Consider the following 11,098-nt stretch of genomic DNA (forward strand, 5'->3'; position numbering starts at 1 on the left):
TCCACACCGCACAATAATTTTGTAACAATTGGCTAGAAATATCTGTTTCTGGTGCGGCAAACATCACCCCACCCTGTGCCGAACGTCCGGCTTTTATCGATTCCCACGCGCTGAGTGTATAGCCAGTAATCGGAATATCTAATAAGTAAGCAACTAAAAAATGCCCAGCCTCATGCTCGATAATTCGTTGGCGATATGCCGGATTTCCACTCGCGAACGCATCTAAAACCAGTGTCGCCAGCGTACTTTTCAGGAAAAAATTATCGACAGTCGCACCGACAATGATAGCAAAAATAATCCCGATCGGAATTGTCGAAGATACATTAATTAAGGGCGTAACTAAACTTGAAATCGTCATCCCAAATATACAGATTGCGACTAAGTTTAAAGAAATTTGTTTAGTTGGATTATCTGAATTCATTAAGCGAGATGGGAGGTGGGAGGTGGGAGGTGGGAGATGTGGGGAGTAAGGAATAAGGAGTACAGTTCGGCTGTCGCTCACTGACCGGAGTAAGAAGTAAGGAGTAACAGAGAAACACAGAACGCAGTTCCAAAGCCTATTCACTATTCACACTTCTCCTTGCGGAGACGCTACGCTACGGCTGTCGTATCGCCAAAGGCGAGGCTTCGCCAACAGTGCAAGCTATCCACTATCCACTATTCACTATTCACTATCCCCTATTCCCTAATCTAATTATATTTTCTCCAGTTGCGGTTGGGTAATTTGCCGCTGGCGCGGAGATAACGATTGATATCGATACCTAGTACGGTATTTACCGTCCCGGTGCGTAAATCTACAGTAGCGCGTCCGTTGATGCCGATGAGATTGCCTCGACTGTCTAGCACTGGCCCACCGCTCATTCCCGGTAGGGCATTGACCGTATATACTAGAGCGTAACCATCTTGCGGACGAGATTGAGCCATTGGATTATCGAGTCGTCCCGATAGATTTCCGACTAAAAACTGATACACCCTGGTTGAGATTTGTTGGCTAGGATCTGCCCAGCCAGAGACGTATACGACTTCCCCCTCGCTCAATTTGTCAGAATTGCCGATGTTGGCAATTTGATAACGATCTCGACTTTGAAATTCTAAAATCGCTAAATCTAGTTTACCAATTTTAGAGATCTGGGGAGTCGTAACTAGATGTTTCCGTCCATCTACAGTGGTAATTGTCAAATATCTAGCCGTAATGGGCCGTTCTCCCGTGCTGACGACGTGCCAATTGCTCAAAACGACATATCGATTGCCTTGCTGCTCGATGATGACTCCAGAGCCAGTATTCGCACCATCGATGCTCACGGTAATTTTTTTGGCAATATCGCTAGGATTGGGTACTAATATTTGCCATAGTACATAGCTTAAAAATACTCCCGCGCTACCGATAGTTACGATATTTACCACCCAGGTAGTCAGATTGTTTCGCGGCGATGACATTTTAATTGGGTAAAGGGTAATCCAGTCTCGATTGGTTTTTACCCGTTACCCCCTAACAACACAAGTACCGAACATACTGGATTTTAGCTGCGACCGCACCCCAATCGATCGGTGTCTATCGAGCCAATAGCCGATCGATATTAACATATGCATCGCCATTGCGATAGCGGACTAATTGCTCGCCGCTAAGTTGGATGATCCGTCCCGAAGCGCGCGCGCGCAAATCGAGCATCTGTTGGAGCATTTGGGCGGAATCAGTTCCTTTGGGGAGCGTTACCAATACATTCGACTTGGGACAAGTATTGCCACTAATGCCCGGATCGACACATAAAACTGGATAGGTATTGACATTACCCGTCCGAATATATTTTAACTTACCATCGCGATCGAACCTGTCGAGGCGATTGGATACTTCATTACAGCGGCGAGCGACATTATTATACTGCCCCGTAAACGACTTGACCCAATGGATCATCGGAATATTACCCCTCACCGTTTGTACGACTGTAGTCGGCGATCCGCCTAGCACTTCGCAGCTAAACTTTCGCGGCGATTGTGCTTGACTTGGTGGCAACCATTGAGATTCAATTGTGAGGAGTGCGATCGTCAGGAACAAACCTGAAAACTTACGGAATGGGGGGAGTATTCTCAGCATGGTATGTAAATGAAAGACTTGGCTCAGGCACCCAGAATGAAGCATCGCCGATCGCGATCGCATCGTAGCTAATTTATCAACTATTATAGACATGGTTGCACTTAATTCTCATTAACTTCAGCCAGCATATATACTGAATTTAGCAATTAAAATTCAGCTAGATGTATTACTAAAAATGCGATATCGATCGCAGCTTTTTTAGATAATCTATGCGTTAGCAGTGTGGAGCGAAGCTTTCTGCTATCTTATAACAATAGCTAACCAAAATATTTTGTCTGGAGTAAAGCTTTGAGCTGCTGACTTATCTGAGTTCGACTCAGGGTGAACTCTCGTTAATTTCACTCATTACTACTATATGCTAGGCACGATCCTTCACTCTCATTACCAAATAGTTAAAGTTTTGGGAATAGGTAAATCCGGAACTACTTATTTAGCAAAGGATCTGGATCTCATCGACTCACCATTCTATGTAGTCAAAAAAATTCAAAATTTGAATATCGACTCATCAGATTTAGCATTAGTCGATAAACTATTTGAAAGTCAAGGTTCGATTGCATATCAGGTTGGCAAACACCCACAGATTCCCTCATTAATTACCAAGTTTATAACAGATGGCGATCGTTATTTAGTTCGCGAATATATCGATGGCGAACCGCTGAGTCAAGAACTTACTCCTGGGATAATTTGGAGTCAGACACAAGCATTTAACTTATTAACAGAGTTACTTGGTATTTTGAGTTTCGTGCATAGTTTTCAGTATATTCATCAAGATATTAACCCTCATAATATCATTCGCCGCCATAATGATGGAAGATTATTTTTAATTGGTTTTGGCTGCGTCCAAGATGTAAGTAATGCTTGGCAAAATCTACCTCGTCAAGAATCTAAGACTATTAACGATCCGAGCTATGTCCCCTACGAGCAAGAACAAAATGTTTCTAAAATAAATAGCGATATTTATGCAGTTGGCGCGATTGCTATTCAAGCTCTAACTGGTAAATATCCGATTGAAAAAGATGTCTATAGTTATGAACTAAAATGGCGAGATGAAGTCACGATCGATCTCAAGTTAGCAGCAGTTATTAATAAAATGGTTCGCCCTGACTATCGCAATCGCTATCAATCGGCATCAGAAGTTTTAGACGCTCTCAAAGCTTTTTCCTCGACACAGATTCCGGCGAGTAAGTATCAACAATTCAAGCCTTATGTACTTTTGGGCACCGCTGTTAGCACGTTGTTGCTAGGACTTGGAGCGATAAAATTATTCTCAACTTCGGCGGATAAATCCGAATTATCTGCGGCGATAGTGACAACAACGAGCATTCCTATAGTAACTACCAATCCAGCAACGAAGTGGCAAAATTATGTAGATAAACTAGCCAAAATAAAAGTCAAATATCCACACAATTGGCAGCAAAAAGATACTCGTAATGTCGTCACAGGAGAGAATGTGCTGTTTACCAGTCCCGTGGCGAGTATGGGAAATAAGTACCAAGCAAATATCTCGGTACGCATCGAAAATTTGACAAATTCCCAGACTAGTTTATCTAACTATACAAAATTAACAATCGCCGAAATCGATCGCTATTATCGAGGTGCTAAAATTATCGAGTCTAGTCCGATAACTTTAGCAAAAAAACCAGGTAGTCTAATTGTTTATACTGGTAAAGATGAAAATTCACTAGCAATTAAAAACCTCGAAGTCTGGACGATCGATCGCGGTAAAGCATATATAATAACGTACAAAGCTCAACCCGATCGCTATTATCAACACCTCGAAGCTGCGATGGCGATGATTAATTCGTTTGAGATTGAGTAAGGAGTAAGTAAAATTACTGCTAAAGCCTAAAGCCTGTCTTGAAAAGGTGCTTTACTTGCGACTCACCTTTGGTTATTTTCCCCGTCAAAAGAGGTGAGTCAGCGACGCATCGACTGCGTTGCGGGTGACCCGCCACGCGGGAGGGAACCTCCCAGTCGATGCGTCAAGACAAGACAGGGGGAACCCCAAGAACGCACTTTTCGCTATTCACTATTCACTATCCCCTAAAACCTAAAACCTAAAACCTAAAACCTAAAACCTAAAGCCTAAAGCCTAAAACCTGAAGCTAGTAACTGCCACTGTTGGGAGATTTTTAGTAGCTGAGATGCACTACTAGTTCGAGCGGTAGTATATCCCGATCGACCACCGACGATCTGTTCTGAGTGAGCATCATCGATTTGGTGCCATAGTGGGGAGGGCTGTTGCTGAAATTGGTTCGATCGTTTCAACGTATCCGATGGGTTTTCGCCGAATAGTTGTTGGTATTCCTTGGCAAACTTCCCCCCTTGCGTAAAGCCATAATCCATCATTACATCGACTATTTTGGCATTGCTGGTGGGTGACTCCAATTCCTGGCGAATCCGGTAGAGTCGGGTTTGAGTGACAAAGCGCATCGGCGAACAGCCGCACTGATGAGAAAAGGCTTTTTGGAGCAATCGCGCGCAGACACCAACTGCGGTAGCAATATCGCCAAGTTTGATATCTTCGTGCAGATTGGATTCAATAAATGTGCGAGCCTTGCGAACGTGAGCGGCGAAGGCACCTTCGAGTCGATCTAATATTTCCTCAGAATAGCTACTGGGCAAACCTTTGAGCGCGCAAGCTAAAAAGGCTCGCTCCAACTCCTCGAACATGAATGCCGCCGAAACCGCTCCTGCACCCGCAGCACTTTCCCACAAAAATTGTAAAAGTTTTTGCAGATTCAGACCCAAATCGCTGGTAAGGTCAACGCTAGATTGGAAAATTAGTGGCTGTTTTAACGATCGCGCGAGTAATTTGCTCAATGCGACATCGATCGAGTTGCGATCGATCGACACTAATAATGCTTTTCCTTTCTGGCTGGAAATACTCTCCAATGTCTGACCCGGATTAACAATCGTTGCTGTCTCTGGCGCACAACTAAGTTGCTGGGATTGTTGGTGCGGCAGCTCCTGTGGCGCATTGAGTTGTTGTGATAAGGAACCTGCTAGAACTATCCAAATCAGGTGTCGATCGATTTGCGGCTGTTGTGAGAGCTTAAAGCATCCATGCCATTGGAGATCGACTAGATCGAAATTACCCGTATTCAGATGCTCGATCTCGAAGGGATATTCCGAAACTGAATCGAGCGAGACGATTTGGTGTTCGCCAATTGCCTTGGCTAGCACCTGGTGAGGCTTGGCAGGACTAAGGTAGTGTTCTAATTGGTTTGTATACTCTACCTGTTTGCGATGTGTTCTGCGATACTGTGCTGGTTGTTCGAGTTCGATCGTCTCAAGCGGCAGACGATCTCTCGTGCGAGAATTTTGGCTCGGCAACGATTGTAAATTCATTTTATTCTGTTGTATAAAAGCTATATGATGTATTTTCTAATCCTTTCATCATCACAACTGTCAACAGTAATATCAATACGACAATTGGCTAAGGTATAGCAATTATGTTGTAATTTAATGCTATTAATCTTGACCGATCGATCGCCTAAATACCGATCGATCTCCATCTCTCAAAGGGTTACATCAAATAACAATTGAATTATCTCAGCACTGAATTTCAAAGCATTAGTGCAAAATAAAACAGTTATTTCGGATACATATACGTAAGCCAAATTCATTAAAGCCTGAATTTTTTTTGACAAGGTGGTAAGAATACTTAATACAAGATGGGAGTTCGGAGATGGAAGACTGGGAGACTGGGGGACTGAGAGACTGGGAGAATAGATAGATTTTTAATCCTTCTTACTCCTTACTTCTTACGCCTATCTCCCATCTCCGAACTCCCATCTCTCCGCCCGCTCGAACTCACGGTAATGTAAGATCTACAGCAGCAATATCAGATAGAGTATGGATCCCCAATTAATTGTAAATGGCATTGCCCTAGGCAGCATTATCGCCTTGGGCGCAGTTGGTTTAACGCTGACATATGGCATTTTACGCCTGTCAAACTTTGCTCATGGGGACTTAATGACTTTAGGGGCATTTGTCGCCTGGATGCTGAATATGAGTCCGATCCCGGTGTTAAATAATATCTGGGTATCGATGTTAGTGGGCATTATTGCCACTGTGGGGGTAGCATTGCTATCCGAAGCGGTATTGTGGAAACGAATGCGGCAGGTCCGCGCTACCCCAACTACATTAGTAATTATTTCGATCGGGCTGGCATTATTTCTGCGGAATGGCATTTTACTAATTTGGGGTAGCGATGCCAAGCGGTATAATTTACCCGTCAGTGAAGCGATCGATCTATTCGGAATTAAAATTAAGTTCTATAATTTGGTCGTACTCGGTTTGGCAATTGCTGCGATCGCCGGGTTGCATTTTCTGTTGCAGAATACCAAAATTGGTAAAGCCATGCGCGCGGTAGCCGACGATATCGATCTGGCGCGGGTGACGGGAATTAATGTCGAGCGCGTCGTTTTGTGGACGTGGATTATTTCAGCTAGCCTGACGGGATTAGGCGGACAAATGTATGGGTTAGTCGCCAATGTGCGTCCCGATATGGGGTGGTTTTTAATTATGCCGATGTTTGCGGCGGTGACTTTGGGCGGCATTGGCAATCCTTACGGTGCGATCGCGGGCGCGTTTATAATTGGGATCGCTCAAGAAGTTGCCGTACCCTATGTCGGCTCTCAATACAAACTCGCGATCGCGCTAATTTTTATGGTATTAACTTTATTATTCCGTCCCCAAGGACTCTTTAAAGGTACCGCCTAAACTCAAGTCAGGCTTTAGGTTTTAGGTTTTAGGTTTTAGGTTTTAGGTTTTAGGTTTTAGGAGAAACTATAGGCTACTATCCACGATCGGAAGGGAAATTATTGCTCGTACATTGTACTACTTAGCAAAGATTTGTAAACTATGAGTATTACTCCATCTAAATTGGAAAATCGGGATTGGTGCGAATTCTACATCGGACGCATCAGACTCTACTCCACACCTAATTTAGATGAGTTGGCAAATTTAAATTAAGTCGCAATCGATGGAAAAATTTATGCGGATCGAGCAAACTTTTCTAATAGGGCATATTTTGTCTATGGCGTTTGGGCTGGCTGGATTACTAGTAGTATTACCAAACCCTGACTTTATTGCTGCACTACCAGAAATTGGCAAAACGGCATTTGCATGGTCGATGGCTGGTGGTGGCGTGGTATACATGCTATTGGGTACCTCAGCCGTGGCGGTATATGCTTACAGAACTCTGGGCATGTGGCATTGTCTGGGCTTTATGGTGCCTGCGATCGGACTATCATTAGTAAGTGAGTTATTGGGCACTAGCACTGGATTTCCGTTCGGACACTATCATTATTTATCGGGGTTGGGTTACAAAATCGCGGGGTTGGTACCGTTTACAATTCCGCTCTCTTGGTTTTATATCGGTTTTAGTGCGTATATTATCGCGCGAGCTGGGTTGGAAACTCTGGCTATCCCGCAATTATTAAAATATGTCGGCGCGATCGGATTCGGATCGCTATTATTAACTTCATGGGATTTTGTCCTCGATCCCGCGATGAGTCAGACGACGGTGCCATTTTGGGTATGGGAGCAACCGGGCGCATTTTTTGGAATGCCATACGAAAATTTTGCGGGTTGGTTTGGTACGGGAGCGGTATTTATGACTGTGGCTACTTTTATCTGGCGGCTCAAACCTTTGACTCTACCAAACGATCTCGGTTTGCCACTAGCGGTTTATTTAGCTAATTTTGCATTTGCGACGATTACCAGTCTTGCTGCTGGAATTTATCCACCAATTTTATTGGGCATCATCTTAGGCATCGTGCCGTTGCTATTTTTCTACCAAATGGCAACTACTCGATCGCCTTACCAAAATGTAACTGAATCTCTCGAAGAAGTGATGTAATTTCGACTTTGCTGGCTGAGACAAATTCCCGACTTCTTGCAGAAGTCGGGAATTTAGTATGATGGCAATCGCCACATTAAAGATAATTTTAGAAGCTACAAATAGATTCTGGCTTAACCGGGCAACTCTTTGAATTAATATTATTGCCTTTAAGACCGAGGTTTTTCAAACTAATCAAAGTAGCAAGGGGCTTGAGATCGACGATTTGATTTCGATCGAGACTAAGGTCTGTCAAATTAGTTAGAGCAGCAAGTGGCTTTACATCAATAATCCTATTGTTTTCAAGACCGAGGTTTGTCAAATTAGTTAGAGTAGCAAGTGGCTTTACATCAACAATCCTATTGTTTTCAAGACGAAGGTCTGTCAAATTAGTCAGAGTAGTAAGTGGCTTTACATCAACAAGCTGATTTCCAAAGAGATTTAGTACTTCCAAATTAGTTAAAGTAGCAATTGGCTTTGCATCAACAATCTTGTTACTATAAAGACTGAGGTTTTTCAAATGAGTCAAAGTAATAAGTGGCTTCACATCAACAATTTGATTTCCACCAAGACCTAATCCTTCTAAATTAGTTAGAGTAGCAAGTGGCTTTATATCGACAATCTTGTTGTCTTCAAGTAATAAATATATCGAATTAGTTAGAGTAGTAAGTGGCTTCACATCAACAATCTGACTACTCATAAGATCGAGAGTAACTAGACTATTAAGCTTCCCAAATGCTAACTTACAGTCTTTTGTACCAACTTTTTTTAACAATACGTCGATCGTGTGTCTGGTATCTACTGGCAAAGATTTTCTTTGTTGACATTGCTGAATAAAGGTGCCAGGAGTAGTCTGCGCTGTAAGCCTACGCGGATCTAATTTACTTTGCGGTGTAGAACCTGCTGCTAAAACTGGCAGAGGATTAGAATTATATCCAACTATTGGTAATACAACTAGTGAGATTGATACACTTGCCAGCATTAAAATTTTGCTAGTTTTCATTTGGATATTTGACGTTAGCTAATTATTTGAGATCCCTACAGACTAACCTGCTGAAGAATACAGGCTTTTGGTTTTGAATATAACAATTTGGTCTATCGACTTATCGGCTTGTTATCTTATCGATTGACAAAACTTAGGTTTTAGCTTGCTTGCCAAACCTAAAGCTCTCGAAAACTAGTTAGCTGAGATATTTACTAATATCCTAACTACTATTTTTCCAGGCTCAACGCTCCATTCTTAATTACAATTACCTTTTCTTTACCAGTAATTTTAAGACTGCCAACGCCGACAACAGTAACCGTACATGATGTTCTACAAATACTTAGAGATGTTGTATTACTTTCGATACTCGTATTGAGTGTGCCGACATCTGCAACTTTTACTTCGTATTTTTTGCTGTCTTTGTTAGTTAAGTCAGTAGCTAAAGCTGGTGCTGAGAAGATCGACGAGAAAACGATCGAGAGTGCAATTACTTTTTTCATCTAATTTGGCTGAGTTCGCTTTATTACAGTTTGGTTAGTCTACCTTAACCTCAGATTTAGCCAAGTGTCCACAGTAAATTGACGTAGGTGGGGTCACTACAGGAGATCGAACTGAGGTACAGAGAGGAACTCAACGCGCCAAATTTGTACGTTCGATCGACCGAGTTTGTTTGATAAATTTAGTGTTCTAGGCTGTTTTAGTCAATATCTGGGTACATTATAGTATCTACTCTACTATCTCGATCGCAATCTCATGCTCAGACTCAATTAAATAGATCGCGGGTGATTAGAAGAGGTGTAGCTGGATCCTGTAACAACAGGAAGCATTGCAAATCTTTATAAATAATCAAATAAAACAAACATTATGTTCGTAATAGTATATTCTGGAGCAGGAAGATTGTTAATATTCATATCTTGCATTTCACTGATTGCCTGCAATCTAGAGCTTTTTATTCAAGATGGCAAGGATGCGTTCGACCAGATAAATTTTTGGTTGCCATGTCTTGTGAATGCGATCGCCGCTTGGTCGTTAGCAGACTACGCTAAAAAGTTAAGAACCAATCCTAAACTAGGAAATGTTTCCATCCGAGCGATTATGGGAACGGAAGAGTCGGATAGTGTGTACTGGATTCCTGTGAAAGCGTGGACTTGGATTTTTTTAGCGATTTCTGTCTGGCAGTTTATCAAAAAATAGCGATCGAACGCAGTTCAAATAATATGGTTTCACCCTCAGAAAAAGCCATTAGTGAATTGACTACAACCCACTCTCCCCCACCAGCATCGAAAAAGATCTCAAATGGTTTCGACAATTGCCGTGGCGGTTGCTAGAATCGCCGTTACATCGCGGATCGATCGATTACAATACCACGATGCAATACGCGGTCGCCAATAACGCGGGCATGAGCCGCACGATGCATCGTACAACGGTTATCCCAGAGTAAGATATCGCCAGGTTGCCAGTGATGAGCGTAAATCCGGTAGTGTCGAATTGAATGGTGGTAGAGTAGCCGCAGGATGCGTCGCGCGAGATCGGTGGCGATGCCTGAAATTTCTTGACAGCGTTCTGGTGTTGATAAAAATAGCGATCGACGACCGGAAATTGGATGTAATTTAAATAGAGGATGCCAGCTTTGGCTTTCTTGTCGCTCGTCTGGCGATACGCCTGTCGCTACGTGCAGTACCCGAACGTCTGCAAGCTGTTGTTTGACAGTGTTTGGCAATGTATCGTACGCCCGATATTGATCTGAAAATAACGTTTCACCACCAACAGTCGGAATCGTGACTGCACGCAAAGCTGTGAATGCGGGTGGCTGAGAAATATAGCTAGTATCGGTATGAAAAACACTTCGCGGCGGCGTGGTGCGCCCAATATTACTGACAATATTTAGTTCTGGTCGATCGGCGACAGGTGTTTCACCAATCGTAAAGGTTAAAGACCCCAGCCGCCCCAGAAAGTCTACGAAGTCTCGATCGTTCGCCGTCTGTTGGCGGAAGACGATTAATCCATTGTGGGCAAGGATATTTTTTAGATAGTCGATGTCTTTGGCTTTAACATCAGTGATATTAAGTCCATTAATTTCACTGCCAAAAGGTGATGTTTTGCTAAAATTAATTGTTTTTTCAACCATAGTATTTATTATAGATTAAACTTCCAGCCCTTGAACCTGACTTCC

The 11,098-nt window shown here is 42.8% G+C and carries 10 protein-coding genes and 1 pseudogene; 4 read left to right on the forward strand and 7 right to left on the reverse strand.

Annotated elements, in window-relative coordinates; genetic code table 11:
- The 3 genes and pseudogenes from Q0R35_RS11980 to Q0R35_RS11990 form a co-directional block, all read right to left on the reverse strand.
- A pseudogene (locus Q0R35_RS11980) lies at positions 1-421 on the reverse strand (ATP-dependent Zn protease); the annotation flags it as partial.
- A 269-nt stretch (positions 422-690) separates the two neighbouring features.
- Positions 691-1,437: a serine protease gene (locus Q0R35_RS11985; protein WP_295618157.1), complete on the reverse strand. Its 747-nt coding sequence runs from the start codon at positions 1,435-1,437 to the stop codon at positions 691-693.
- 115 nt (positions 1,438-1,552) lie between these two features.
- A complete protein-coding gene (locus Q0R35_RS11990; RefSeq protein ID WP_295618160.1) occupies positions 1,553-2,185 on the reverse strand; it encodes a COP23 domain-containing protein in 633 nt (210 codons plus the stop codon).
- Positions 2,186-2,447: 262 nt separating this feature from the next.
- Here Q0R35_RS11990 and Q0R35_RS11995 point away from each other — a divergent pair, with 262 nt between their 5' ends.
- Entirely contained in the window at positions 2,448-3,911 is a 1,464-nt protein-coding gene (locus Q0R35_RS11995) for a serine/threonine-protein kinase (protein WP_295618163.1), read from the forward strand.
- Between the two features lie 266 nt (positions 3,912-4,177).
- On the opposite strand, the gene Q0R35_RS12000 is transcribed toward Q0R35_RS11995, so the two are convergent.
- Positions 4,178-5,443 (reverse strand): AraC family transcriptional regulator, encoded by a 1,266-nt coding sequence (locus Q0R35_RS12000; RefSeq protein WP_295618166.1) that lies wholly within the window; start codon positions 5,441-5,443, stop codon positions 4,178-4,180.
- A 507-nt stretch (positions 5,444-5,950) separates the two neighbouring features.
- Between Q0R35_RS12000 and Q0R35_RS12005 the strand changes: the two genes are divergently transcribed.
- Both Q0R35_RS12005 and cruF read left to right on the forward strand, forming a co-directional pair.
- The gene (locus Q0R35_RS12005; RefSeq protein WP_295618169.1) at positions 5,951-6,820 is read left to right on the forward strand and encodes a branched-chain amino acid ABC transporter permease; all 870 of its coding nucleotides are present in this window, start codon (positions 5,951-5,953) and stop codon (positions 6,818-6,820) included.
- Positions 6,821-7,082: 262 nt separating this feature from the next.
- Positions 7,083-7,961, forward strand: coding sequence for a gamma-carotene 1'-hydroxylase CruF (cruF, locus tag Q0R35_RS12010; RefSeq protein WP_295618172.1), 879 nt, complete (start codon positions 7,083-7,085; stop codon positions 7,959-7,961).
- 88 nt (positions 7,962-8,049) lie between these two features.
- Here cruF and Q0R35_RS12015 read toward each other — a convergent pair whose 3' ends face one another.
- Together Q0R35_RS12015 and Q0R35_RS12020 are read right to left on the reverse strand one after the other, a co-directional pair.
- Positions 8,050-8,943 (reverse strand): leucine-rich repeat domain-containing protein, encoded by an 894-nt coding sequence (locus tag Q0R35_RS12015; protein WP_295618175.1) that lies wholly within the window; start codon positions 8,941-8,943, stop codon positions 8,050-8,052.
- Positions 8,944-9,152: 209 nt separating this feature from the next.
- Complete coding sequence (locus Q0R35_RS12020) at positions 9,153-9,425, reverse strand: hypothetical protein (protein WP_295618178.1); 273 nt, start codon at positions 9,423-9,425, stop codon at positions 9,153-9,155.
- A 364-nt stretch (positions 9,426-9,789) separates the two neighbouring features.
- Here Q0R35_RS12020 and Q0R35_RS12025 point away from each other — a divergent pair, with 364 nt between their 5' ends.
- Positions 9,790-10,119: a hypothetical protein gene (locus Q0R35_RS12025; RefSeq protein WP_295618181.1), complete on the forward strand. Its 330-nt coding sequence runs from the start codon at positions 9,790-9,792 to the stop codon at positions 10,117-10,119.
- A gap of 142 nt (positions 10,120-10,261) precedes the next feature.
- Here the strand turns inward: Q0R35_RS12025 and Q0R35_RS12030 are convergent, their stop codons facing one another.
- Positions 10,262-11,053 carry a TauD/TfdA family dioxygenase gene (locus tag Q0R35_RS12030; RefSeq protein ID WP_295618184.1) on the reverse strand — a complete coding sequence of 264 codons (792 nt, stop codon included), beginning with the start codon at positions 11,051-11,053 and terminating at the stop codon, positions 10,262-10,264.
- Positions 11,054-11,098: the final 45 nt, after the last annotated feature.

Origin of the sequence: Chamaesiphon sp. GL140_3_metabinner_50, from assembly GCF_025361915.1 — a bacterium.
In the GTDB taxonomy this organism is placed as follows: Bacteria; Cyanobacteriota; Cyanobacteriia; order Cyanobacteriales; family Chamaesiphonaceae; genus Chamaesiphon.

Excerpts from the sequence above, each read along its gene's own strand:
- Q0R35_RS11985 (WP_295618157.1), bottom strand. The coding sequence starts at position 1,437 with ATGTCATCGCCGCGAAACAATCTGACTACCTGGGTGGTAAATATCGTA.
- Q0R35_RS11990 (WP_295618160.1), bottom strand. The coding sequence starts at position 2,185 with ATGTCTATAATAGTTGATAAATTAGCTACGATGCGATCGCGATCGGCG.
- Q0R35_RS11995 (WP_295618163.1), top strand. The coding sequence starts at position 2,448 with ATGCTAGGCACGATCCTTCACTCTCATTACCAAATAGTTAAAGTTTTG.
- Q0R35_RS12000 (WP_295618166.1), bottom strand. The coding sequence starts at position 5,443 with ATGAATTTACAATCGTTGCCGAGCCAAAATTCTCGCACGAGAGATCGT.
- Q0R35_RS12005 (WP_295618169.1), top strand. The coding sequence starts at position 5,951 with ATGGATCCCCAATTAATTGTAAATGGCATTGCCCTAGGCAGCATTATC.
- cruF (WP_295618172.1), top strand. The coding sequence starts at position 7,083 with ATGGAAAAATTTATGCGGATCGAGCAAACTTTTCTAATAGGGCATATT.
- Q0R35_RS12015 (WP_295618175.1), bottom strand. The coding sequence starts at position 8,943 with ATGAAAACTAGCAAAATTTTAATGCTGGCAAGTGTATCAATCTCACTA.
- Q0R35_RS12020 (WP_295618178.1), bottom strand. The coding sequence starts at position 9,425 with ATGAAAAAAGTAATTGCACTCTCGATCGTTTTCTCGTCGATCTTCTCA.
- Q0R35_RS12025 (WP_295618181.1), top strand. The coding sequence starts at position 9,790 with ATGTTCGTAATAGTATATTCTGGAGCAGGAAGATTGTTAATATTCATA.
- Q0R35_RS12030 (WP_295618184.1), bottom strand. The coding sequence starts at position 11,053 with ATGGTTGAAAAAACAATTAATTTTAGCAAAACATCACCTTTTGGCAGT.